22 protein-coding genes are annotated in these 22767 nt (G+C 57.5%); 18 read left to right on the forward strand and 4 right to left on the reverse strand.

Going from position 1 to position 22767, the window contains the following annotated elements:
- Nucleotides 1–171: 171 nt before the first annotated feature.
- Nucleotides 172–555 (reverse strand): aspartate 1-decarboxylase autocleavage activator PanM, encoded by a 384-nt coding sequence (gene panM / locus ACMGGH_RS06855; RefSeq protein ID WP_049137662.1) that lies wholly within the window; start codon nucleotides 553–555, stop codon nucleotides 172–174.
- Between the two features lie 424 nt (nucleotides 556–979).
- Between panM and livK the strand changes: the two genes are divergently transcribed.
- The 10 genes from livK to ugpQ all read left to right on the forward strand — a co-directional run bounded on the left by livK (nucleotide 980) and on the right by ugpQ (nucleotide 11033).
- A complete protein-coding gene (livK, locus tag ACMGGH_RS06860) occupies nucleotides 980–2089 on the forward strand; it encodes a high-affinity branched-chain amino acid ABC transporter substrate-binding protein LivK (RefSeq protein WP_232949034.1) in 1110 nt (369 codons plus the stop codon).
- A gap of 46 nt (nucleotides 2090–2135) precedes the next feature.
- Nucleotides 2136–3062: a high-affinity branched-chain amino acid ABC transporter permease LivH gene (livH, locus tag ACMGGH_RS06865; RefSeq protein ID WP_028015147.1), complete on the forward strand. Its 927-nt coding sequence runs from the start codon at nucleotides 2136–2138 to the stop codon at nucleotides 3060–3062.
- Nucleotides 3059–4336, forward strand: a complete 1278-nt coding sequence (locus ACMGGH_RS06870) for a high-affinity branched-chain amino acid ABC transporter permease LivM (protein ID WP_045631383.1) — start codon at nucleotides 3059–3061, stop codon at nucleotides 4334–4336. Before livH ends, ACMGGH_RS06870 begins: the two co-directional genes overlap by 4 nt.
- The gene (livG, locus tag ACMGGH_RS06875; protein ID WP_028015149.1) at nucleotides 4333–5100 is read left to right on the forward strand and encodes a high-affinity branched-chain amino acid ABC transporter ATP-binding protein LivG; all 768 of its coding nucleotides are present in this window, start codon (nucleotides 4333–4335) and stop codon (nucleotides 5098–5100) included. Before ACMGGH_RS06870 ends, livG begins: the two co-directional genes overlap by 4 nt.
- 1 nt (nucleotide 5101) lies before the next feature.
- Nucleotides 5102–5815 (forward strand): high-affinity branched-chain amino acid ABC transporter ATP-binding protein LivF, encoded by a 714-nt coding sequence (livF, locus tag ACMGGH_RS06880; protein WP_008500102.1) that lies wholly within the window; start codon nucleotides 5102–5104, stop codon nucleotides 5813–5815.
- Nucleotides 5816–6071: 256 nt separating this feature from the next.
- Entirely contained in the window at nucleotides 6072–7388 is a 1317-nt protein-coding gene (gene ugpB, locus ACMGGH_RS06885) for a sn-glycerol-3-phosphate ABC transporter substrate-binding protein UgpB (RefSeq protein ID WP_023310025.1), read from the forward strand.
- A gap of 106 nt (nucleotides 7389–7494) precedes the next feature.
- On the forward strand, nucleotides 7495–8382 hold the full coding sequence (gene ugpA / locus ACMGGH_RS06890; RefSeq protein ID WP_023618241.1) for a sn-glycerol-3-phosphate ABC transporter permease UgpA: 888 nt from the start codon (nucleotides 7495–7497) through the stop codon (nucleotides 8380–8382).
- Complete coding sequence (gene ugpE / locus ACMGGH_RS06895) at nucleotides 8379–9224, forward strand: sn-glycerol-3-phosphate ABC transporter permease UgpE (protein WP_028015153.1); 846 nt, start codon at nucleotides 8379–8381, stop codon at nucleotides 9222–9224. The genes ugpA and ugpE overlap by 4 nt, the downstream gene beginning before the upstream one ends.
- 1 nt (nucleotide 9225) lies before the next feature.
- Nucleotides 9226–10296 (forward strand): sn-glycerol-3-phosphate import ATP-binding protein UgpC, encoded by a 1071-nt coding sequence (locus ACMGGH_RS06900; RefSeq protein WP_048957463.1) that lies wholly within the window; start codon nucleotides 9226–9228, stop codon nucleotides 10294–10296.
- Nucleotides 10293–11033: a glycerophosphodiester phosphodiesterase gene (gene ugpQ, locus ACMGGH_RS06905; protein ID WP_069733686.1), complete on the forward strand. Its 741-nt coding sequence runs from the start codon at nucleotides 10293–10295 to the stop codon at nucleotides 11031–11033. Before ACMGGH_RS06900 ends, ugpQ begins: the two co-directional genes overlap by 4 nt.
- Here ugpQ and ACMGGH_RS06910 read toward each other — a convergent pair.
- On the reverse strand, nucleotides 11023–11394 hold the full coding sequence (locus tag ACMGGH_RS06910; protein ID WP_182034401.1) for a DUF2756 family protein: 372 nt from the start codon (nucleotides 11392–11394) through the stop codon (nucleotides 11023–11025). The genes ugpQ and ACMGGH_RS06910 overlap by 11 nt on opposite strands.
- Nucleotides 11395–11517: 123 nt before the next feature.
- On the opposite strand from ACMGGH_RS06910, the gene ggt reads away from it, so the two are divergent.
- Nucleotides 11518–13263 carry a gamma-glutamyltransferase gene (ggt, locus tag ACMGGH_RS06915; protein WP_074171895.1) on the forward strand — a complete coding sequence of 582 codons (1746 nt, stop codon included), beginning with the start codon at nucleotides 11518–11520 and terminating at the stop codon, nucleotides 13261–13263.
- Nucleotides 13264–13311: 48 nt separating this feature from the next.
- Here the strand turns inward: ggt and yhhY are convergent, their stop codons facing one another.
- Nucleotides 13312–13800 carry an N-acetyltransferase gene (gene yhhY / locus ACMGGH_RS06920; RefSeq protein ID WP_063155548.1) on the reverse strand — a complete coding sequence of 163 codons (489 nt, stop codon included), beginning with the start codon at nucleotides 13798–13800 and terminating at the stop codon, nucleotides 13312–13314.
- A 256-nt stretch (nucleotides 13801–14056) separates the two neighbouring features.
- On the opposite strand from yhhY, the gene ACMGGH_RS06925 reads away from it, so the two are divergent.
- From ACMGGH_RS06925 to gntU, 5 genes are all read left to right on the forward strand, one after another.
- Nucleotides 14057–15094 (forward strand): oxidoreductase, encoded by a 1038-nt coding sequence (locus ACMGGH_RS06925; protein WP_232949035.1) that lies wholly within the window; start codon nucleotides 14057–14059, stop codon nucleotides 15092–15094.
- Between the two features lie 123 nt (nucleotides 15095–15217).
- Complete coding sequence (locus ACMGGH_RS06930; RefSeq protein ID WP_003861565.1) at nucleotides 15218–15913, forward strand: pirin family protein; 696 nt, start codon at nucleotides 15218–15220, stop codon at nucleotides 15911–15913.
- Between the two features lie 92 nt (nucleotides 15914–16005).
- Entirely contained in the window at nucleotides 16006–17001 is a 996-nt protein-coding gene (gntR, locus tag ACMGGH_RS06935; RefSeq protein ID WP_014882133.1) for a gluconate operon transcriptional repressor GntR, read from the forward strand.
- Nucleotides 17002–17127: 126 nt separating this feature from the next.
- A complete protein-coding gene (gntK, locus tag ACMGGH_RS06940; protein WP_045260947.1) occupies nucleotides 17128–17655 on the forward strand; it encodes a gluconokinase in 528 nt (175 codons plus the stop codon).
- Between the two features lie 3 nt (nucleotides 17656–17658).
- Nucleotides 17659–18999, forward strand: coding sequence for a gluconate transporter (gene gntU, locus ACMGGH_RS06945; protein ID WP_014833577.1), 1341 nt, complete (start codon nucleotides 17659–17661; stop codon nucleotides 18997–18999).
- A 102-nt stretch (nucleotides 19000–19101) separates the two neighbouring features.
- Here gntU and plsB read toward each other — a convergent pair whose 3' ends face one another.
- Nucleotides 19102–21522, reverse strand: coding sequence for a glycerol-3-phosphate 1-O-acyltransferase PlsB (gene plsB / locus ACMGGH_RS06950; RefSeq protein WP_028015161.1), 2421 nt, complete (start codon nucleotides 21520–21522; stop codon nucleotides 19102–19104).
- A 154-nt stretch (nucleotides 21523–21676) separates the two neighbouring features.
- Between plsB and ACMGGH_RS06955 the strand changes: the two genes are divergently transcribed.
- Together ACMGGH_RS06955 and lexA are read left to right on the forward strand one after the other, a co-directional pair.
- Complete coding sequence (locus ACMGGH_RS06955) at nucleotides 21677–22045, forward strand: diacylglycerol kinase (RefSeq protein WP_014830281.1); 369 nt, start codon at nucleotides 21677–21679, stop codon at nucleotides 22043–22045.
- Between the two features lie 108 nt (nucleotides 22046–22153).
- A complete protein-coding gene (lexA, locus tag ACMGGH_RS06960) occupies nucleotides 22154–22762 on the forward strand; it encodes a transcriptional repressor LexA (RefSeq protein WP_028015162.1) in 609 nt (202 codons plus the stop codon).
- Nucleotides 22763–22767: the final 5 nt, after the last annotated feature.

Genomic DNA, 22767 nt, shown 5'->3' on the forward strand with positions numbered 1-22767 from the left:
CGTCGCCTTTCGCGCCGCAGGTGCGTTGGCTGCGTTATTCAACCCCGGTCACTTACTTATGTAAGTTCCCGGGGATTTCATAACTTGCCGCCTTCCTGCAACACGAAATGCTTGGGAAAATGCGGTAGAAATTGTAGGCCGGGTAAGGCGCAGCCGCCACCCGGCTTTCTTTTAGCGCTTCTCCCACCCGCTCTCCTGCGCCGTAAACCCTAACGCCTGCATAAACGCTGCCATCACGGCGCGGTCTTCCACGCCCACGTCGGCCATCCACCATGAGTTTACGTTCGGGTTTTCGCGGATCACTTCTTCAATTAAATACTGTCCCACACCGCGACGACGGGTCACGTCACGCACGCGCAGCGAGTCCAGCGCTCCCTCCGTGCCGCTCAGGGTCACGCGAACCGCGGCCAGCAGGCGCTCGTTGAAGCGCGCGGCATAAATGCGATGGTTCTCGTCGACATGCAGCGACGAAGGGGAATATTCCGGCCAGATCTTGCCCAGGTCGATATGATCCTGGTCGCTAAAGGTCACCAGACGCACGATAGTCAGTTTCATTAGCAGCTTGTCCAAATCAAATTGAGTAGAGGCAGTGTACTCAATTTATTCACTCAGCGGCTTCCTCTTTTTATTCTCATTAACCAGGTGATTAGTTTTTTAGCAATGCAATGGGCAGTGTGAAAACACATGGATCGAAAAATAAGCAGAATTTTAACCTGAATGGCAGTGATTTATTCGGCGCTTTGTACCGTTATTTTATGCTGCAAACTGCACTTTTATTTGTTTATCTCTGCCTGATTTCAGAATATTATCTTTCCTTAATCGCCTGAAAAATAGAGATTTTAGTCTGGTTTTTGACAAAAAACTGCGCTAAACCATTAAAGGCACTGGTAAAAATAGCGTTGTTCATTAAAAGTACAGAATGCTTTTTAACCATAATAAAACAAAATATAAACACGACATCACGAATGGGGATTCTGAGATGAAAAGGAACGCGAAGACATTTATCGCGGGAATGGTTGCACTGGCGATCTCGCATGCGGCCATGGCGGAAGAGATTAAAGTTGCGGTAGTCGGTGCGATGTCCGGCCCTGTTGCCCAGTGGGGTGACATGGAGTTTAACGGCGCGCGTCAGGCCATCAAAGACATCAACGCCAAAGGCGGCATCAAGGGCGACAAGCTGGTAGGCGTGGAGTATGACGACGCCTGCGATCCGAAACAGGCCGTTGCGGTCGCCAACAAAATCGTCAACGACGGGATTCAGTACGTCATCGGCCACCTGTGCTCATCCTCCACCCAGCCCGCGTCCGATATCTACGAAGACGAAGGTATTCTGATGATCACTCCGGGCGCCACCAACCCGGAGCTGACCCAGCGCGGCTACCAGCACATCATGCGTACCGCCGGTCTGGACTCCTCCCAGGGGCCAACTGCGGCCAAATACATCCTCGAGACCGTTAAGCCACAGCGTATCGCCATAATTCATGACAAGCAGCAGTACGGCGAAGGCCTGGCGCGCTCCGTGCAGGACGGCCTGAAAAAAGGCGGCGCGAACATCGTCTTCTTCGACGGCATTACCGCAGGCGAAAAAGACTTCTCCGCGCTGATAGCCCGTCTGCAAAAAGAGAACATCGACTTCGTCTACTACGGCGGCTACTACCCGGAAATGGGCCAGATGCTGCGCCAGGCGCGCGCCACCGGTCTGAAAACCCAGTTTATGGGGCCAGAGGGCGTGGGCAACGCCTCCCTGTCGAACATCGCAGGGGATTCTGCCGAAGGCATGCTGGTGACGATGCCAAAACGCTATGACCAGGATCCGGCCAACAAGGCTATCGTGGATGCGCTCAAGGCGCAGAAGAAAGATCCGAGTGGTCCATACGTCTGGATCACTTACGCGGCTGTGCAGTCTCTGACAACCGCGCTGGAGCGTACCGGCAGCAAAGAGCCGCTGGATCTGGTGAAAGATTTAAAAGCACACGGGGCGAACACCGTGATTGGGCCGCTGAACTGGGATGAGAAAGGCGATCTGAAGGGATTTGAGTTTGGTGTCTTTAAGTGGCACGCCGACGGTTCGTCCTCGGTCGCCAAATAATTATCCCACCGCCCGGCTCACCGGGCGGGTATAAAAAGGTTTGCATATGTCCGAGCAGTTTCTCTACTTTTTGCAGCAGATGTTTAACGGCGTCACGCTGGGAAGCACCTACGCGCTGATCGCCATCGGCTATACGATGGTTTACGGCATTATCGGCATGATCAACTTCGCCCACGGCGAGGTGTACATGATCGGTAGCTACGTCTCCTTTATGATTATCGCCGCGCTGATGATGATGGGCATCGACAGCAGCTGGCTGCTGGTCGCCGCCGGGTTTGTTGGCGCGATCGTGATCGCCAGCGCCTACGGCTGGAGCATTGAGCGCGTGGCCTACCGGCCGGTGCGCAGCTCCAAGCGTCTTATTGCGCTGATTTCCGCGATTGGGATGTCGATCTTCCTGCAAAACTACGTCAGCCTGACCGAAGGTTCGCGCGACGTGGCGCTGCCAAGCCTGTTTAACGGCCAGTGGATTGTGGGGGCCAGCGAAAACTTCTCAGCCTCTATTACTACGATGCAGCTGGTGATCTGGGTCGTGACCTTTGTCGCCATGCTCGCCCTGACCCTGTTCATCCGCTACTCCCGCATGGGACGCGCCTGCCGCGCGTGCGCGGAAGACCTGAAGATGGCGAGCCTGCTCGGCATCAACACCGACCGCGTGATCGCCCTGACCTTCGTGATTGGCGCGGCGATGGCGGCGGTGGCTGGCGTGCTGCTCGGCCAGTTCTACGGCGTAATTAACCCGTACATCGGCTTTATGGCCGGGATGAAAGCCTTCACCGCGGCGGTACTGGGCGGCATCGGCAGTATTCCGGGCGCGATGATTGGCGGCCTGATCCTGGGCGTGGCGGAAGCGCTCTCCTCGGCGTACCTGAGCACCGAATATAAAGACGTGGTGTCGTTTGCCCTGCTGATTCTGGTTCTGCTGGTGATGCCTACCGGTATTCTGGGCCGTCCGGAGGTAGAGAAAGTATGAAACCGATGCATTTTGCAATGGCGCTGCTCTCTGCCGCCATGTTTTTCGTGCTGGCCAGCGTCTTTATGGGCGTCCAGCTTGAGCTGAATGGCACCAAACTCGTTGTCGATACTGCAGCTGATATTCGCTGGCAGTGGGTCTTTATCGGCACCGCCGTGGTGTTCCTGTTCCAGCTGCTGCGCCCGCTGTTCCAGAAAACGCTGAAAAATGTCTCCGGACCGAAATTCGTCCTGCCGGCGATCGACGGTACAACGGTCAAACAGAAGCTGTTCCTCGTGGCGCTGCTGGTGGCTGCCGTGGCGTGGCCGTTTATGGTGTCGCGCGGCACGGTGGACATCGCCACCCTGACCATGATTTACGTGATCCTCGGCCTCGGTCTGAACGTGGTGGTCGGTCTCTCTGGTCTGCTGGTGCTGGGCTACGGCGGTTTCTACGCTATCGGCGCGTACACCTTTGCGCTGCTGAACCACTATTACGGCCTGGGCTTCTGGACCTGCCTGCCGCTGGCGGGGCTGGTCTCTGCCGCCGCAGGCTTCCTGCTCGGCTTCCCGGTGCTGCGCCTGCGCGGTGACTACCTGGCGATTGTGACCTTAGGCTTCGGTGAAATCGTCCGTATCCTGCTGCTCAACAACACCGAAGTGACCGGCGGCCCGAACGGCATCAGCCAGATCCCGAAGCCGACCTTCTTCGGCCTGGAGTTCAGCCGTACCGCCCGCGAAGGCGGCTGGGATACCTTCAGCAACTTCTTTGGCATCAAATATGACCCCTCTGACCGCGTGATCTGGCTCTATCTGGTGGCGCTGCTGCTGGTGGTCATCACCCTGTTCGTGATCAACCGCCTGCTGCGCATGCCGCTGGGCCGAGCGTGGGAAGCGCTGCGCGAAGATGAGATCGCCTGCCGCTCTCTGGGCCTGAACCCGACCCGCATCAAGCTGACCGCGTTCACCATCAGCGCCGCGTTTGCCGGTTTCGCCGGCACGCTGTTCGCCGCGCGTCAGGGCTTCGTCAGCCCCGAGTCGTTCACCTTTGCCGAATCGGCCTTTGTGCTGGCGATTGTGGTACTCGGCGGGATGGGCTCGCAGTTCGCCGTTATCCTCGCGGCTATCCTGCTGGTGGTCTCCCGCGAGCTAATGCGCGACTTTAACGAATACAGCATGCTGATGCTGGGTGGTTTGATGGTGCTGATGATGATCTGGCGTCCGCAGGGTCTGCTGCCGATGACGCGTCCACAGCTGAAGCTTAAGAATGTGGAAGCGAAAGGAGAGCAGGCATGAGTCAGCCATTATTATCCGTAAACGGTCTGATGATGCGTTTTGGCGGCCTGCTGGCGGTCAACAACGTGAACCTGGACCTGCATAAAAAAGAGATCGTCTCCCTGATTGGCCCGAACGGCGCGGGGAAAACCACGGTCTTTAACTGCCTGACCGGCTTCTACAAGCCGACGGGCGGCACCATCATGCTGCGCGACCAGCACCTGGAAGGGCTGCCGGGCCAGCAGATTGCCCGCATGGGCGTGGTGCGTACCTTCCAGCACGTGCGTTTGTTCCGCGAGATGACGGTGATTGAGAACCTGCTGGTGGCACAGCATCAGCAGCTGAAAACCGGCCTGTTCTCCGGCCTGCTGAAAACCCCGGCCTTCCGCCGCGCGCAGGAGGAGGCGCTCGATCGCGCCGCCACCTGGCTCGACCGCATCGGCCTGCTGCAGCACGCCAACCGTCAGGCGAGCAACCTGGCCTATGGCGACCAGCGTCGACTGGAGATTGTGCGCTGCATGGTGACCCAGCCGGAGATCCTGATGCTCGACGAACCGGCAGCGGGCCTCAACCCGAAAGAGACCAAAGAGCTGGACGAGCTGATTGCCGAGCTGCGCGATCATCACGACACCACCATCCTGCTGATTGAGCACGACATGAAGCTGGTGATGGGCATTTCGGACCGTATCTACGTGGTAAACCAGGGCACGCCGCTGGCAAACGGCACGCCGGAAGAGATCCGCAACAACCCGGACGTGATCCGCGCATACCTTGGTGAGGCATAAGATGGAAAAAGCGATGTTAACGTTCGACAAGGTCAATGCGCACTACGGCAAGATCCAGGCGCTGCACGACGTCAGCCTGCACATCAATCAGGGTGAAATCGTCACCCTGATTGGCGCCAACGGCGCGGGCAAAACCACGCTGCTCGGCACCCTGTGCGGCGACCCGCGCGCCACCAGCGGTCGGATTGTGTTCGATGGTAAAGACATTACCGACTGGCAGACCGCCAGAATCATGCGTGAGGCGGTGGCGATTGTCCCGGAAGGGCGCCGCGTCTTCTCCCGCATGACGGTGGAAGAGAACCTGGCGATGGGCGGGTTCTTCGCTCACCGCGATGAATACCAGACCCGCATCAAGTGGGTGTACGAACTCTTCCCGCGCCTGTGGGAGCGCCGCATTCAGCGCGCCGGTACAATGTCCGGCGGTGAACAGCAGATGCTGGCGATTGGCCGCGCGCTGATGAGCCAGCCGCGTCTGCTGCTTCTGGATGAACCGTCGCTCGGTCTGGCGCCGATCATCATCCAGCAGATATTCGACACCATCGAGCAGTTGCGTAAAGAGGGGATGACCATCTTCCTCGTCGAGCAGAACGCCAACCAGGCGCTGAAGCTCGCTGACCGTGGCTACGTGCTGGAGAACGGCCGCGTGGTGCTGGAAGACACCGGCGACGCGCTGCTGGCGAACGAAGCGGTGCGGAGCGCGTATTTAGGCGGTTAGATAAAAGCAAAAAGGCAACGCAAGTTGCCTTTTTTAGTGTTTTCTCCCTCTCCCTGTGGGAGAGGGCCGGGGTGAGGGCACCAGACCGCACCCAATGAAGCACCTAATTCCCTTCACACAACCATCATCCCCCTGACCCTTTACTGTCACTTATCTGTAAACAAACAGTTATTTTTCTGTCATTCGAGCATGTCATGTTACCTCGCGAGCATAAAACGCGTGATATCGCGCATCCGGCACAATAAGAGAGATGACAATGACATCGTTACGACACACAGCTTTGGGTCTGGCACTGGGTCTGGCTTTTGCGACGAACGCAATGGCTGTGACCACCATTCCGTTCTGGCATTCCATGGAAGGGGAGTTGGGTAAAGAGGTTGACTCCCTGGCGCAGCGTTTCAACGACACCCATCCGGATTACAAAATTGTGCCGGTGTACAAAGGTAACTACGAGCAGAGCCTGAGCGCGGGCATCGCCGCCTTCCGTACCGGTAACGCGCCTGCGCTGTTACAGGTTTATGAAGTGGGCACCGCCACCATGATGGCCTCCAAAGCCATCAAGCCGGTGTATGAAGTGTTCAAAGAGGCGGGCATCAACTTCGATGAATCCCAGTTCGTGCCGACCGTAGCGGGTTACTATACCGATTCCAAAACCGGTCACCTGCTGTCCCAGCCGTTTAACAGCTCCACACCGGTGCTGTACTACAACAAAGACGCCTTCAAAAAAGCCGGTTTAGATCCGGAGCAGCCGCCAAAAACCTGGCAGGACCTGGCCGAATACACCGCGAAGCTGAAAGCGGCGGGCATGAAGTGCGGCTACGCCAGCGGCTGGCAGGGCTGGATCCAGATTGAAAACTTCAGCGCCTGGCACGGCCTGCCGGTTGCCACCAAAAACAATGGCTTCGACGGCACCGACGCGGTACTCGAGTTCAACAAGCCGGAGCAGGTGAAGCACATTGCGCTGCTTGCCGATCTGAACAAGAAGGGCGACTTCAGCTACTTCGGGCGTAAAGACGAATCCACCGAGAAGTTCTACAACGGCGACTGCGCCATTACCACCGCCTCGTCCGGCTCGCTGGCGGATATTCGTCACTACGCCAAATTCAACTACGGCGTGGGCATGATGCCGTACGACGCTGACGTGAAGGGCGCGCCGCAGAACGCCATCATCGGCGGGGCGAGCCTGTGGGTGATGCAGGGTAAAGATAAGGGCACCTACAAAGGCGTCGCCGAGTTTCTGGATTTCCTGGCCAAGCCGGAAAACGCTGCTGAATGGCACCAGAAGACCGGCTACCTGCCGATCACCAAAGCCGCGTATGACCTGACCCGCGAGCAGGGCTTCTACAGCAAAAACCCGGGTGCGGACATCGCGACGCGTCAGATGCTGAACAAGCCGCCGTTGCCGTTCACTAAAGGCCTCCGTCTGGGCAACATGCCGCAGATCCGCACCATCGTGGATGAAGAGCTTGAAAGCGTGTGGACCGGGAAGAAAACGCCACAGCAGGCGCTGGATTCCGCAGTAGAGCGCGGGAATCAGCTGCTGCGCCGCTTTGAGCAGTCGACGAAATCGTAATTTGTGATTCGCCCGGTGGCGCTGCGCTTACCGGGCCTACGACGTGCCCCATCCAGGCCGGGTAAGGCGCAGCCGCCACCCGGCATTGTTCAGGAACCCAATCTCCATGTCCTCATCCCGTCCGGTGTTTCGCTCCCGCTGGCTGCCGTACCTGTTGGTCGCGCCTCAGCTGGTCATCACCGTTATCTTCTTTATCTGGCCTGCGGGCGAAGCGCTGTGGTACTCGGTACAAAGCGTCGATCCGTTCGGGCTCTCCAGCCAGTTTGTCGGGCTGGACAACTTTACCGCGCTATTCCATGACAGCTACTACCTGGACTCCTTCTGGACGACGATGAAGTTCAGCGCGCTGGTCACCGTCAGCGGCCTTGTTGCCTCGCTGTTTTTCGCCGCGCTGGTGGATTACGTGGTGCGCGGCAGCCGCCTGTATCAGACCCTGATGCTGCTGCCTTACGCCGTGGCCCCCGCCGTTGCCGCTGTGCTGTGGATCTTCCTGTTTAACCCCGGACGCGGGCTGATTACTCACTTCCTGGCAGAGTTCGGCTACGACTGGAACCACGCCCAGAACAGCGGTCAGGCGATGTTCCTGGTGGTGTTCGCCTCGGTGTGGAAGCAGATCAGCTATAACTTCCTGTTCTTCTTTGCCGCGCTGCAGTCCATCCCGCGTTCACTGGTGGAGGCCGCCGCGATTGACGGCGCAGGGCCGATTCGGCGCTTCTTCAGGCTGTCCCTGCCGCTGATTGCCCCGGTGAGCTTCTTCCTGCTGGTGGTTAACCTCGTGTACGCCTTCTTCGACACCTTCCCGGTGATCGACGCCGCCACCGCAGGCGGCCCGGTGCAGGCGACAACGACGCTTATTTATAAGATCTACCGCGAAGGTTTTGCGGGGCTGGATCTCTCTGCTTCTGCCGCCCAGTCCGTCGTGCTGATGTTCCTCGTCATCATCCTCACGGTGGTGCAGTTCCGCTATGTTGAAAGTAAGGTGCGCTACCAATGATTGAGAACCGTCGCGGGCTGACGATTTTCAGCCATACCATGCTGATTTTAGGGATTATCGTCATCCTGTTCCCGCTGTACGTGGCCTTTGTCGCCGCCACGCTGGACACCAAAGCGGTGTTCGACACGCCGATGACGCTGATCCCGGGCGGGCATCTTTTCGAGAACATGAAAACCATCTGGACCCAGGGCGTGGGCGCCAACAGCGCGCCGTTCTGGCTGATGATGCTCAACAGCTTCATCATGGCGTTCGGCATTACGGTGGGCAAAATCACGGTGTCGATGCTCTCGGCCTTCGCCATCGTCTGGTTTCGCTTTCCGCTGCGTAACCTGTTCTTCTGGATGATTTTCATCACCCTGATGCTGCCGGTGGAGGTGCGTATCTTCCCGACGGTGGAGGTGATCGCCAACCTGAAGATGCTGGACAGCTACGCGGGCTTAACCCTGCCGCTGATGGCCTCGGCGACCGCCACCTTCCTGTTCCGCCAGTTCTTTATGACCCTGCCGGACGAGCTGATTGAGGCCGCGCGCATCGACGGTGCCTCCCCGATGCGCTTCTTCCGCGACATCGTGCTGCCGCTGTCGAAAACCAACCTTGCGGCGCTGTTTGTGATCACCTTTATCTACGGCTGGAACCAGTACCTGTGGCCGCTGCTGATTATTCAGGACGTCAACCTCGGCACCGCCGTGGCGGGCATCAAAGGCATGATTGCCACCGGTGAAGGCACCACCCTCTGGAACCAGGTGATGGCGGCGATGCTGCTCACCCTAATCCCACCCGTAGTCATTGTTTTAGCCATGCAGCGCGCGTTTGTCCGCGGCCTGGTCGATAGCGAGAAATAAGATGGCAGGTTTAAAACTTCAGGCAGTTACCAAAAGCTGGGACGGTAAAACCCAGGTCATTCAGCCGCTGACGCTCGACGTGGCGGACGGCGAATTTATCGTGATGGTCGGCCCGTCCGGCTGTGGCAAATCCACGCTGCTGCGCATGGTGGCGGGGCTGGAGCGCGTGACCTCGGGGGACATCTGGATTGACCGCCAGCGCGTCACCGAGATGGAGCCGAAAGACAGGGGCATCGCGATGGTGTTCCAGAACTACGCCCTCTATCCGCACATGAGCGTGGAAGAGAACATGGCCTGGGGGCTGAAAATCCGCGGCATGGGCAAAGGCCATATCGAGGAGCGCGTGAAAGAAGCCGCGCGCATTCTGGAACTCGACGGTCTGCTGAAGCGCCGCCCGCGCGAGCTCTCCGGCGGCCAGCGCCAGCGCGTGGCGATGGGGCGCGCCATCGTGCGTGACCCGGCGGTATTCCTGTTCGACGAGCCGCTGTCTAACCTCGACGCCAAGCTGCGCGTGCAGATGCGCCTTGAGCTGCAGCAGTTGCACCGTCGTCTGAAAACCACGTCACTGTACGTGACCCACGATCAGGTCGAAGCGATGACCCTCGCCCAGCGCGTGATGGTAATGAACAAAGGCGTTGCCGAGCAGATTGGCACCCCGGTGGAAGTGTACGAAAAACCGGCCACCCGCTTTGTGGCGAGCTTTATCGGCAGCCCGGCGATGAACCTGCTGGAAGGGCGCATCAGCAGCGCGGGCACCCACTTTGAACTGGAAAGCGGGATGGCGCTGCCGATCAACTGGTACTATCGTGGCTACGCCGGGCGTAAGATGACGCTCGGTATCCGCCCCGAGCATATTGGTTTAACCTCTCAGGCGGACGGCGGCGTGCCGCTGGTGATGGACACGCTGGAGATGTTGGGTGCAGATAACCTGGCGCACGGGCGCTGGGGCGAGCAAAAAATTGTGGTGCGCCTGGCGCATCAGGAGCGCCCGAAAGCGGGCAGCACGCTGTGGCTCCACCTTCCGGAAAACCATCTGCACCTTTTTGACGGTGAAACAGGACAACGAGTATGAGCAACTGGCCTTATCCCCACGTCGTCGCCCACCGCGGCGGCGGTAAGCTGGCCCCGGAAAACACTCTGGCGGCGATCGATGTCGGCGCGCGCTACGGCCACACGATGATCGAGTTCGACGCCAAGCTGTCGAAGGACGGCGAAATTTTCCTGCTGCATGACGACAACCTTGAACGCACCAGCAACGGCTGGGGCGTGGCGGGTGAACTGCCGTGGCGCGATCTGCTGAAGGTGGACGCCGGAAGCTGGTATAGCGGCGAGTTCAAAGGCGAACCGCTGCCCCTGCTGGCGGAAGTGGCCGATCGCTGTCGCCAGCACGGCATGATGGCGAATATCGAAATCAAACCGACCACCGGCACCGGGCCGCTGACGGGCAAAGTGATTGCCCTTGCCGCGCGCGAGCTGTGGGAAGGCATGACCGCGCCGCTGCTGTCGTCGTTTGACATCGACGCGCTGGAGGCCGCACAGGCAGCTGTACCTGAGCTGCCGCGCGGGCTGCTGCTGGACGAGTGGCGTGAGGACTGGCGTGAACTGACGGGCCGCTTAGGCTGCGTCTCTATCCATCTGAACCACAAGCTGCTGGATGAGGCGCGGGTGAAAATGCTGAAAGACGCGGGTCTGCATATTCTGGTCTACACCGTTAACAAACCCCAGCGCGCAGCCGAGCTGCTGCGCTGGGGCGTGGACAGTATCTGTACCGATGCGATTGACCAGATCGGCCCGAAATTTATTTATTGAGCATACTGCCGTTCTGCTGGGTCGGCAGCATATGCTGCTGACCGCTGCTTTGCGACATACCGCCCCCTAACATCCCGCCGTTTTTATTTGGCAGCGGCTGCTCGCGCACCTGTCCCTGCTGCACGCGCTGGGTGTTGGCGTTCATCTGGTTTTGCAGGCTCTGCTGCTGCATCTGGGTCTGCGTTCTCAGCTGCTGATTGAGCATCCCTTTCTGCTGCTGTTGCTGGCTCATCATCTCGGTCTGCATACGCTGCTGGCTCGGGATGACATAACCCTGCTGGTTCGGGTTATTCATGGTGTTGAGTGGCTGTGCGAGCGCGGCAAACGGGATCAGCGCCGCAAGAATCATCAAGCGTTTCATTGTCATTTCCTCCTCTTGAGGCCTCTCTTAAGTTTACTCTGATTTCACCATGACGATGATTTTTTAGGAGTTGTGAACCAGGCTTAAGCGGGGAATATGGATCCCTTCACCTGGAGAACAATAATGATGAAACCAACCTTCTTGCGCTGGGTCGCCATCGCCGCGCTGATGGCAGGCGGCACATTTACCGTGGCGGCCAACCCGCCCGCCGCTCCTCCCGTCTCTTACGGCGTGGAGGAGGATGTTTTTCACCCCGTGCGGGCCACGCACGGCATGGTGGCCTCGGTTGACGCGCTGGCGACCCAAGTGGGCGTCGATATTCTTAAGCAGGGCGGTAACGCGGTGGATGCAGCGGTCGCCGTCGGCTATGCGCTGGCGGTAACGCATCCGCAGGCGGGGAATCTGGGCGGCGGCGGCTTTATGATGCTGCGCACCAAAGACGGTAAAACCACGGCCATCGACTTCCGCGAAATGGCGCCTTCTCAGGCGTCCCGCGATATGTTCCTCGACGACCAGGGGAACCCGGACAGCAAAAAATCCCTGACCTCGCACCTCGCCTCCGGCACGCCGGGCACCGTTGCGGGCTTCTCGCTGGCGCTGGAAAAATACGGCACGATGCCGCTGAACAAGGTGGTGCAGCCTGCCATCAGGCTGGCGCGGGAGGGATTTGTGGTCAATGACGCCCTGGCGGACGACCTCAAGACCTACGGCAGTGAAGTCATTCCCAATCACGAAAACAGCAAGGCGATCTTCTGGAAGGACGGTGAACCGCTGAAGAAGGGCGATAAGCTGGTGCAGAAGAATCTCGCCAAAAGCCTGGAGCTGATTGCGGAGCACGGCCCGGACGCGTTCTACAAAGGGGCGATTGCCGACCAGATTGCCGAAGAGATGCAGAAGAACGGCGGGCTTATCACCAAAGCGGATCTGGCGGAATACAGGGCGGTGGAGCGCGAGCCGATTAGCGGCACCTACCGCGGCTACGAGGTGTTCTCCATGCCGCCGCCGTCTTCCGGGGGCATTCACATCGTGCAGATCCTCAATATTCTTGAAAACTTTGATATGCACAAGTTCGGCTTCGGCAGCGCAGATGCCATGCAGGTGATGGCGGAGGCGGAAAAACGCGCCTATGCCGACCGCTCGGAATACCTCGGCGATCCGGACTTCGTGAAGGTGCCGTGGCAGGCGCTGACCAACAAGGCATATGCAAAATCCATTGCCGATCAGATCGACATCAACAAGGCTAAGCCGTCGAGCGAGATCCGCCCCGGCAAGCTGGCGCCGTATGAAAGCAACCAGACGACGCACTTCTCGGTGGTGGATAAAGACGGCAATGCGGTGGCGGTAACCTATACGCTCAACACCACCTTTGGTACCGGGATCGTAGCGGGCAACAGCGGCATTCTGCTGAACAACGAGATGGATGACTTCTCCGCCAAGCCGGGCGTGCCAAACGTCTACGGGCTGGTCGGCGGCGATGCGAATGCGGTGGGGCCGAAGAAGCGTCCGCTGTCGTCCATGTCGCCAACCATCGTGGTGAAAGACGGGAAAACCTGGCTGGTGACCGGCAGCCCTGGCGGGAGCCGCATCATAACTACCGTGCTACAGATGGTGGTGAACAGCATCGACTTTGGCATGAACGTCGCCGAGGCGACCAATGCGCCGCGTTTCCATCATCAGTGGCTGCCGGACGAGCTGCGCGTGGAGAAGGGCTTTAGCCCGGACACCATCAAGCTTCTGGAGCAGCGCGGACAGAAGGTTGCGGTGAAAGAGGCGATGGGCAGCACCCAGAGCATTATGGTGGGGCCAGACGGCGCGCTGTTTGGCGCGTCGGATCCGCGTTCGGTGGATGATTTGACGGCGGGGTACTGATTATTCCCCTCACTCTAACCCTCTCCCCAAAGGGGAGAGGGGAATGTGTCACTTCATTCTCGCCATGAAGTACGCGTCCACATATTCGCCGTTGCGCAGGGCGTAGCGCTTGCCGGTGCCTTCAATTACGAACCCGTGCTTTTTGTACACCGCGATTGCCGGTTCGTTATCAACAAATACTGTTAACTCAATGCGATCGACGCGCAGCCAGTTGTCGCACATATCAATCATGGTTCGCATCAGCGCGCTGGCAACGCCCCGATTTTGCCATTGCGCACCCACACAAATACCGAAATCGGCAACGTGGCTGCGACGCGGGCGTTGTGCGACGGCAATGCACAGGTGCCCGGCGACGGTCCCGTCGATACAAGCCACCAGCTGTTTAATGCCGGGCTGATCGGTTAGCCGGTCATGCCACATCTGCTCTGAGGGATGAGGAACCTGTAGCGTGTTGTGGTACACCTCCGGCTGGGCGTGGATCTGACGAATGGCATCGTAATCTCTCGGTTCAGCGTGGCGTATCACTATCTCACTCATTCCTTGTTCCTCAGTCGGTTAAAAGTCCCCTCCAACATCAATGACTTTAAAATTTGAGTCAACCGCTATTTTTTGCAAAAAGTATTGGACAAGTGCGAATGAGAATGATTATTATTGCTTTGCATTCAGGAGGACCCCTACGGGAACCTGAAAGCACGACATTGCTCACATTGCTTCCAGTATTACTTTAGCCAGCTTCTCGCTGGCTTTTTTTTTGTTATGGTTAAACTCAGTAACCTTCTAAAAGGACTGAGCCATGACACTACATTGCGCATTTATTGGATTTGGCAAAAGCACCACGCGTTACCACCTTCCGTATGTCCTCCACCGTAAAGACACCTGGCATGTGGCCCATATTTACCGCCGCCGCGCGAAGCCGGAAGAGCAATCCCCGCAGTATTCCCACATTCACTTCACCAGCGATCTCGATGAAGTATTGAATGACCCGCAGGTAAAGCTGGTGGTTGTCTGCACCCATGCCGACAGCCATTTTGACTATGCGAAACGCGCGCTCGAAGCGGGCAAGAACGTGCTGGTGGAAAAGCCGTTCACCCCGACCATTGCCGAAGCGAAAGCGCTGTTTACGCTGGCGAAAAGCAAAGGGCTAACCGTTACCCCGTATCAGAACCGTCGCTTTGACAGCTGTTTCCTGACGGCGAAAAAGGCGATTGAGAGCGGCAAGCTTGGCGACATTGTGGAAATCGAAAGCCACTTCGATTACTACCGCCCGGTGGCGGAAACCCAGCCCGGCCTGCCGCAGGACGGCTCGTTCTATGGTCTGGGCGTACACACCATGGACCAGATCATCTCCCTGTTTGGCCGCCCGGACCACGTGGCTTACGACATCCGCAGCCTGCGCAATAAAGCCAACCCGGACGATACCTTCGAGGCGCAGCTGTTCTACGGCGACCTTAAGGCTATCGTTAAAACCAGTCACCTGGTGAAAATCGACTACCCGAAATTTATCGTTCATGGCACCAAAGGCTCGTTCATTAAGTACGGCATTGACCAGCAGGAGACCAGCCTGAAGGCCAACATCATGCCGGGCGAACCGCGCTTTGCGGCGGACGATTCCGTGGGCGTGCTGGAGTACGTGAACGATGAGGGCGTAACGGTCAAAGAAGAGCTGAAACCGGAAACCGGCGACTATGGCCGCGTCTACGATGCGCTGTATGAAACCCTTACCAGCGGCGCGCCGAATTACGTCAAGGAATCTGACGTTCTGACCAACCTTGAAATCCTTGAACGGGCATTCGAGCAGGCTTCTCCTGCCACGGTAACCCTCGCGAAATAAGCAAAAACGGCTCCTCTGGGCTTGTTCATAATTTTTGAACAGAGGAGTCAATTTTCACCCTCTATGATCCCCGACCGTTTGAGTCCACACTTACTCCATCGAAACGAACTGAGGGTGAAAACAATGATCTACTTACGCAAAGCAAACGAACGCGGTCACGCAAATCATGGCTGGCTGGACTCATGGCATTCATTCTCGTTTGCCGACTACTACGACCCGAACTTCATGGGCTTCTCCGCGCTGCGCGTGATTAACGACGACGTGATTGATGCAGGCCAGGGCTTCGGTACCCACCCGCACAAAGACATGGAAATCCTGACCTATGTGCTGGAAGGGGCGGTTGAGCACCAGGACAGCATGGGCAACAAAGAGCAGGTGCCGGCGGGCGAGTTCCAGATTATGAGCGCGGGTACCGGGGTGCGTCACTCTGAGTACAACCCGAGCAAAACGGAAAAACTGCACCTGTATCAAATCTGGATCATTCCAGAAGAGACCGGCATCACGCCACGCTACGAGCAGCGCCGCTTCGACGCGAAACAGGGCAAACAGCTGGTGCTGTCCCCGGACGCGCGTGAAGGTTCCCTGAAAGTGCATCAGGATATGGAGCTGTACCGCTGGGCGCTGGCGAAAGACGAGCAGTCCGTGCACCAGATTGCCGCCAACCGCCGCGTCTGGATCCAGGTGGTGAAAGGGGAAGTGTCTATCAACGGCACCAAAGCCACCACCGCCGATGGTCTGGCCGTCTGGGATGAGCAGGCGCTCTCCGTGCACGCCGACAGCGAAAGCGAAATCCTGCTGTTTGACCTGCCTCCGGTCTAAATAATTTCTCAACCTTCCCTTTTAAACGGGGAAGGTTGAGCTTTGTCCGTGATAAACTGAGCAAATCTCTCACTTCAAGATTTCTCAGGACGATGAAAAAGAAACGCCCCGTACTTCAGGATGTCGCCGATCGCGTCGGTGTGACCAAAATGACGGTCAGCCGTTTTTTACGTAACCCGGAACAGGTTTCCGTGGCGTTGCGTGGCAAGATTGCCGCCGCCCTTGATGAACTGGGTTATATTCCCAACCGCGCACCCGATATTCTCTCCAATGCGACCAGCCGTGCGGTGGGCGTTCTGCTTCCTTCCCTGACCAACCAGGTTTTCGCTGAAGTTCTGCGCGGCATTGAAAGCGTCACCGATGCGTTTGGCTACCAGACCATGCTCGCTCACTATGGGTACAAGCCGGAACTGGAAGAGGAACGTCTTGAATCGATGCTTTCCTGGAACATTGACGGCCTGATTTTAACCGAGCGTACCCACACTGCCCGCACGCTCAAAATGATTGAAGTCGCCGGTATTCCGGTGGTGGAGCTCATGGACAGCCAGTCGCCATGCCTCGACATCGCCGTTGGGTTCGATAACTTTGAAGCGGCTCGTCAGATGACAGCGGCGATCATCGCCCGCGGTCATCGTCATATTGCCTACTTGGGTGCGCGTCTTGATGAACGTACTATCATCAAACAGAAGGGATACGAGCAGGCGATGCTCGACGCAAATTTAACCCCGTACAGCGTGATGGTGGAGCAGTCCTCATCTTACACCTCGGGTATTGAGCTGATGCGTCAGGCACGACGCGAGTATCCGCAACTGGACGGTATTTTCTGTACCAACGATGACCTTGCGGTCGGTGCAGCGTTCGAATGCCAGCGTCTGGGGTTGAAGATCCCTGAGGATATGGCGATTGCCGGCTTCCACGGCCACGATATTGGTCAGGTGATGGAGCCGCGTCTGGCGAGCGTTCTGACACCGCGTGAACGCATGGGCCGCATTGGTGCAGAACGCCTGCTGGCGCGCATTCGTGGAGAGACGGTTACCCCTAAAATGTTAGATTTAGGTTTCACCTTGTCACCGGGTGGATCTATTTGAACTGACAAATTTGAAGTAGCTCACACTTATTCACTTCGCGCACGTTTGGATATTGCTTCTCTTTTGCCCCGGCAGGACAATGTTACCGATAACTGTTACCCGTAACAATTGACTGAGGGACACCCTTTGAGCACGACTAATCACGATCACCACGTTTACGTCCTGATGGGCGTGTCCGGTAGCGGTAAATCTGCCGTGGCGAGCGAAGTGGCGCATCAACTCCAGGCTGCGTTTCTTGATGGTGACTTCCTCCATCCGCGCAGCAACATCATGAAAATGGCTTCCGGCGAACCGCTGAACGATGACGACCGCAAACCGTGGTTACAGGCGCTGAATGACGCCGCGTTCGCGATGCAGCGCACCAACAAAGTTTCCCTGATCGTCTGCTCCGCGCTGAAAAAAACCTACCGCGACCTGCTGCGCGACGGCAATCCGAACCTCTCGTTCATCTACCTGAAAGGCGATTTTGGGGTGATTGAAAGCCGTCTGAAAGCGCGTAAAGGCCACTTCTTTAAAACTCAGATGCTGGTGACGCAGTTCGAAGCGCTTCAGGAGCCGGGTGAAGATGAAAAAGACGTCTTAGTGGTTGATATCGATCAGCCGCTGGAAGGTGTTGTAGCCAGCACCATCGAGGTCATTAACAAAAGGCAGTAAGTTTTGAGTACATTAACGCTAGTTTTGACAGCAGTGGGTTCGGTATTGCTGCTGCTGTTTTTAGTGATGAAGGCGCGTATGCACGCCTTCGTTGCTTTGATGGTGGTTTCTATTGGTGCAGGTCTCTTTTCCGGTATGCCGCTCGACAAGATCGCCGCGACGATGGAAAAAGGGATGGGAGGCACGCTGGGCTTCCTGGCGATTGTGGTCGCGCTGGGCGCGATGTTTGGCAAGATTCTGCATGAGACGGGCGCGGTCGACCAGATTGCCGTCAAAATGCTCAAATCCTTTGGCCACAGCCGCGCGCACTACGCGATTGGTCTGGCAGGGCTGATTTGCGCGCTGCCGCTGTTCTTCGAAGTGGCGGTGGTGCTGCTCATCAGCGTCGCCTTCTCCATGGCGCGCCATACCGGCACTAACCTCGTGAAGCTGGTCATTCCGCTGTTTGCGGGCGTGGCGGCGGCTGCGGCGTTTCTGCTGCCAGGGCCGGCGCCGATGCTGCTGGCCTCCCAGATGCACGCCGATTTTGGCTGGATGATCCTGATTGGCCTGTGTGCGGCCATCCCGGGGATGATTATCGCCGGTCCGCTGTGGGGCAATTTCATCAGCCGTTACGTTGAGCTGCACATCCCGGACGACATCACCGAGCCGCACCTGGGCGAAGGCAAAATGCCGTCATTCGGCTTTAGCCTTTCTTTGATCCTGCTCCCGCTGGTGCTGGTGGGTCTGAAAACTATTGCCGCGCGCTTTGTGCCGGTCGGTTCTACCGCGTACGAATGGTTTGAGTTCATTGGTCACCCGTTCACGGCGATTCTGGTGGCGTGTCTGGTGGCGATTTACGGCCTGGCGATGCGCCAGGGAATGCCAAAAGACCGCGTGATGGAGATCTGTGGTGCGGCGCTGCAGCCTGCGGGTATTATCCTGCTGGTGATCGGTGCCGGCGGCGTGTTCAAGCAGGTGCTGGTGGATTCCGGCGTGGGCCCGGCTCTGGGTGAAGCACTGACCGGAATGGGCCTGCCGATTGCGGTAACCTGCTTCGTGCTGGCTGCGGCGGTGCGTATCATTCAGGGTTCCGCCACCGTGGCATGTTTAACCGCCGTGGGTCTGGTGATGCCGGTGATTGAACAGCTGAACTACTCCGGTGCCCAGATGGCTGCGCTGTCTATCTGCATCGCGGGCGGGTCAATTGTCGTCTCGCACGTTAACGACGCTGGCTTCTGGCTGTTCGGTAAGTTTACCGGCGCGACCGAAGCGCAAACCCTGAAAACCTGGACGCTGATGGAAACCATCCTCGGCACCACCGGGGCCATTGTCGGGATGATTGCCTTTACGCTGCTCAGCTAAATGCAATGATTTAACAAGGCAAAAAAGGCCCGGTAGCGTTAGCGCTTACCGGGCCTTTTTTATTATCCAGGGCATCAGGCCGGGTCATAACCCGGCATTGTGTTACTCGCCCTGCGTCGCGCTCTCAATCGTCAAGCGCACATCCGACGTAATCAGTTCAGCCAGCATCTGGTAAACCTTCAGCGTCTCTTCCGGCTCGGCATCGCCCGTATCGCTGATGAAGCCTTCGTCACGCAGCGTCAGCACCAGCGAGCTGAATACCGCCTTGTCGAAGAATTCCGGGGCGTTAATGCCGTGCAGAACGGACAGGCGCTGGGCCAGCGTTCGGCTCTCTTTCTCCAGCGTGCCGCGGTTGATCGACGGGTTCGCGCTCAGCAGCCAGAACGTAATGGCGTAGCGCTGCAGCGTTTCGCGCGCACCGGCCGCCAGCAGTTGCAGGGTACGGGAGCGTGACGGATTGATGTGCAGCTCGTCGTTCGCAACGGTGATCAGCCCCTGACGGCGCAGCTCTTCCGTCAGTTTATCCAGCTCAACGGCCAGTTCTTCCTTGCTCCAGCGCAGGAATAGCTCCGCTTTAAGCATCGGGTAGAGCGTCTCAACGTGGCGCAACAGCTCCTGACGTGAAATACGGCGATGCTGGGTGATAATGGCCGCCATGAGCGATGGCAGCATCAGCATATGAGCGATGTTGTTGCGGTAGTACGTCATCAGTACGGCCTGCTCGCGCGGCAGAATGATGATATCGCCGATCGTATCTTTCTCGACTTCAAACTTGTTCATCTGCAGCGCGTGATCGATAAGCTCGCTGGCGGTAGCAGAAGGAGCTGTCGAATCAACCGAGTACGGCACGTTGCGCATCATGTCCAGATAGCAGTCCAGTTGCTCCGTGAGCTGTTCACGGGTCAGGGAACGCTGACGTGAAGCCAGCAGCGCCGTACAGCACAGGTTCATCGCATTGGCCGCACCGGCGTTGTTAATGCGCACCATCAGCTCGGACGCGATACCGTTCACCGTTGGCGTCAGCCAGGCCGGACGCACCGCTTCGATAGGATCGATAGACTCGCGCCAATCCGGAACATGATGGTTCAGATACGTCATCAGCGGCATCGGCTCGCCAAAGTTTACGTAGCCCTGACCCAGGTTGCGTAACTTGCTCAGGCCGCGCAGCATCTGCGGCAGGCTCTCTTTCTCTTTGGTCGCACCGCGCAGCTCTTTCGCGTAGGTGCCCACTTCCATCACGTGCTCATAGCCAATGTAAATTGGCACGAGCGTGATTGGACGCGTACCGCCGCGCAGCATCGCCTGAATGGTCATCGACAGCGTGCCGGTCTTCGGATCGAGCAGACGACCGGTACGGGAGCGCCCGCCCTCCACGAAGTACTCTACGGAGTAGCCACGGCTGAACAACTCGCCGAGATACTCGCGGAACACGGTGGAGTAGAGCTTGTTGCCCTTGAAGGTACGACGAATAAAGAACGCACCCAGGCGGCGGAAAATCGGGCCTGCTGGCCAGAAGTTCAGGTTAATACCGGCGGCAATGTGCGGCGGTACCAGTCCCTGGTGATAGAGCACGTAGGAGAGAAGCAGGTAGTCCATGTGGCTGCGGTGGCAGGGGACATAGACAATCTCATGACCATCGTGCGCCAGCTGACGTACACGTTCAGCGTTATGCACGTTGATGCCCTGATACAGGCGGTTCCAGGTAAAGCCGAGAATACGATCGGACAGGCGAATCATCTCGTAGGAGAAGTTCGCTGCGATCTCTTCCATCAGCGCAATGGCGTTCTGCTGGGCTTTCTCATGGGAAATTTTCTTGCTGCGCGCTTCGTCTTCAACGGCGCGGGCGATCGCTTTGGAGGCCAGCAGCTTGTTGAACAGGTCCTGACGCGCCGGAAGACGTGGCCCTACGGCCGCCAGGCGCTGACGGGCGAAGTGCATACGCGCCACGCGCGCCAGTTTTTGCGCGATGATCTTGTCAGTGCCGTGCTCGTCCGCCATTCGGCGAAGGGAGACGGAAGGGGAGAAGCGCACAAAGCTGTCACGTCCCAGCCAGGAGACCGCGAAGAACTTCTGGATGCCGTTAAGCATGCGCAGCGGCGGGTTCTCTTCGCCTTTTTCGCGGCCCGGACGGCGACCAAACATCACCGATACCGGCACCATCTGCACATCCAGGTCAGGATTGCTGCGGTGCAGGTCGAGATAGTCGTGGAACAGCTTGATGGACTCTTCTTTCGGTGTGTAATAGGTAAACACGCGCGGCCCGCCGTGAATGAACACGTAGCGCGGCAGCAAAGTGCCGTCAACTTCCAGTGGTTCAAGCGGATCGGGTAAATCATGCGCCAGACACTGGGCACGGAGCGTTAGCAGGTCTGCCTTAGAGTTATAAGGCAAAACGTACATAATAGGGCGCGACGTATCGAGCCCCAGTTCCAGCGCGGGTTCTGCTGGGATAGACTTACTTTTTACCAGTATGCTTAATGGTAAATTAAGTAATTTGTAGTAAATTCGTGGCCAGCCGGACATAAACGATGTAAAGCCTCTGGTTAATAATGCAATTGCGGCGCAAGGATAACAGAAAGCGCGCAAAATTTCTGTTGTTACCCGTCATACTTCAGGCGGCAGCGAAACGCGCTGCAGCTCCTGTTACTGACGCTCTTTTTTAAAAAAGGTTCTTTTAATGGCCAATAATACCACTGGGTTGACGCGTATCATCAAAGCCGCCGGCTATTCATGGAAAGGTTTCCGTGCCGCGTGGGTCAATGAAGCTGCTTTTCGCCAGGAAGGTGTCGCCGCTATCGTCGCGGTTATCATCGCCTGTTTCCTTGATGTAGATGCCATTACCCGCGTGCTTCTCATCGGTTCCGTACTTCTGGTGATGATAGTGGAAATTCTCAATAGCGCTATTGAGGCCGTGGTCGACCGGATCGGCTCTGATTTTCACGAGCTCTCTGGCCGCGCGAAAGATATGGGCTCCGCCGCTGTCCTGCTGGCGATTATCACCGCAGCCATTACCTGGGTCACGCTGCTTTGGTCACATTTCCGATGATGCTCGAGGAATAATTAAGTCCCTGGTTTTTTGTGCAGTTTTTGGTTCCAAAATCGCCTTTGACTGTATATACTCACAGCATAACTGTATATACACCCAGGGGGCGGAATGAAAGCATTAACGACCAGGCAGCAAGAGGTGTTTGATCTCATTCGGGATCATATCGGCCAGACGGGTATGCCACCCACGCGTGCGGAAATCGCGCAGCGTCTGGGTTTCCGTTCTCCGAATGCTGCCGAGGAACACCTGAAAGCGCTGGCGCGTAAGGGTGTGATTGAGATTGTGTCAGGCGCGTCGCGTGGTATCCGCCTGCTGGTGGAAGAAGAGACGGGCATTCCGCTGATAGGCCGCGTTGCTGCAGGTGAACCTCTGCTGGCACAACAGCATATTGAAGGTCACTACCAGGTCGATCCTGGTATGTTCAAGCCGAGCGCTGATTTTCTGCTGCGCGTTAGCGGGATGTCGATGAAAGACATCGGCATTCTTGATGGCGACCTTCTGGCCGTTCACAAAACGCAGGATGTGCGAAACGGCCAGGTGGTGGTTGCGCGCATTGATGACGAAGTGACCGTTAAGCGCCTGAAAAAACAGGGTAACACTGTTCAGCTATTGCCCGAAAACAACGAGTTCACCCCGATTGTGGTCGACCTCCGCGAACAGAGTTTCTCTATTGAAGGTCTGGCTGTTGGCGTGATTCGTAACGGCGAATGGCTGTAATCTCT

This window comes from Enterobacter sp. BNK-16 (genome assembly GCF_048684955.1).
In the GTDB taxonomy this organism is placed as follows: Bacteria; Pseudomonadota; Gammaproteobacteria; order Enterobacterales; family Enterobacteriaceae; genus Enterobacter; species Enterobacter bugandensis.

Coding starts and splice junctions, on each gene's coding strand:
- ugpB (WP_023310025.1), top strand. CDS start 6,072: ATGACATCGTTACGACACACAGCTTTGGGTCTGGCACTGGGTCTGGCT.
- livG (WP_028015149.1), top strand. CDS start 4,333: ATGAGTCAGCCATTATTATCCGTAAACGGTCTGATGATGCGTTTTGGC.
- yhhY (WP_063155548.1), bottom strand. CDS start 13,800: ATGAGTGAGATAGTGATACGCCACGCTGAACCGAGAGATTACGATGCC.
- ACMGGH_RS06955 (WP_014830281.1), top strand. CDS start 21,677: ATGGCCAATAATACCACTGGGTTGACGCGTATCATCAAAGCCGCCGGC.
- ggt (WP_074171895.1), top strand. CDS start 11,518: ATGATGAAACCAACCTTCTTGCGCTGGGTCGCCATCGCCGCGCTGATG.
- plsB (WP_028015161.1), bottom strand. CDS start 21,522: ATGTCCGGCTGGCCACGAATTTACTACAAATTACTTAATTTACCATTA.
- panM (WP_049137662.1), bottom strand. CDS start 555: ATGAAACTGACTATCGTGCGTCTGGTGACCTTTAGCGACCAGGATCAT.
- ugpQ (WP_069733686.1), top strand. CDS start 10,293: ATGAGCAACTGGCCTTATCCCCACGTCGTCGCCCACCGCGGCGGCGGT.
- livF (WP_008500102.1), top strand. CDS start 5,102: ATGGAAAAAGCGATGTTAACGTTCGACAAGGTCAATGCGCACTACGGC.
- ACMGGH_RS06870 (WP_045631383.1), top strand. CDS start 3,059: ATGAAACCGATGCATTTTGCAATGGCGCTGCTCTCTGCCGCCATGTTT.
- lexA (WP_028015162.1), top strand. CDS start 22,154: ATGAAAGCATTAACGACCAGGCAGCAAGAGGTGTTTGATCTCATTCGG.
- ACMGGH_RS06910 (WP_182034401.1), bottom strand. CDS start 11,394: ATGAAACGCTTGATGATTCTTGCGGCGCTGATCCCGTTTGCCGCGCTC.
- gntR (WP_014882133.1), top strand. CDS start 16,006: ATGAAAAAGAAACGCCCCGTACTTCAGGATGTCGCCGATCGCGTCGGT.
- ACMGGH_RS06925 (WP_232949035.1), top strand. CDS start 14,057: ATGACACTACATTGCGCATTTATTGGATTTGGCAAAAGCACCACGCGT.
- ACMGGH_RS06900 (WP_048957463.1), top strand. CDS start 9,226: ATGGCAGGTTTAAAACTTCAGGCAGTTACCAAAAGCTGGGACGGTAAA.
- livH (WP_028015147.1), top strand. CDS start 2,136: ATGTCCGAGCAGTTTCTCTACTTTTTGCAGCAGATGTTTAACGGCGTC.
- ugpE (WP_028015153.1), top strand. CDS start 8,379: ATGATTGAGAACCGTCGCGGGCTGACGATTTTCAGCCATACCATGCTG.
- ugpA (WP_023618241.1), top strand. CDS start 7,495: ATGTCCTCATCCCGTCCGGTGTTTCGCTCCCGCTGGCTGCCGTACCTG.
- livK (WP_232949034.1), top strand. CDS start 980: ATGAAAAGGAACGCGAAGACATTTATCGCGGGAATGGTTGCACTGGCG.
- ACMGGH_RS06930 (WP_003861565.1), top strand. CDS start 15,218: ATGATCTACTTACGCAAAGCAAACGAACGCGGTCACGCAAATCATGGC.